The sequence below is a fragment of the Bartonella sp. AA89HNZF genome (assembly GCF_042196905.1).
In the GTDB taxonomy this organism is placed as follows: Bacteria; Pseudomonadota; Alphaproteobacteria; order Rhizobiales; family Rhizobiaceae; genus Bartonella.
This window is the reverse complement of sequence record NZ_JBHIRD010000136.1, coordinates 1-259: the sequence shown is the minus strand read 5'-3', so window position 1 is coordinate 259 and position 259 is coordinate 1. Positions and strand designations below refer to the sequence as shown.

General features: G+C 38.2%; 1 pseudogene. It reads right to left on the bottom strand.

Features of this window, described 5'->3' with window-relative positions:
- Positions 1-259, bottom strand: a pseudogene (locus ACFIN0_RS10145) (hypothetical protein); the annotation flags it as partial.

Here is a 259-nt window from a genome sequence, read left to right as displayed (position 1 = left end):
AAAGCAAGATGCAGTTGCCCATCTTTATAATAGGGAGATTTAGGGGATAAAGCGCGATAAAGTTTCATTGCTTGATAAGGGTCGCCTAATTTAGCAGAAATATGTGCGAGCTGAAATAATGTTGCGTCATTTTGAGGGTATAAAGCGAAAGCTAACTGTTTGAAAATACGTGCAATTCGTCCTGAATTTTTATAGTTTAGGGCAGTTCCAAAATTATACAATACCTCGGCTGCTCCTTGTTGGGGTGTTTTAATAACTC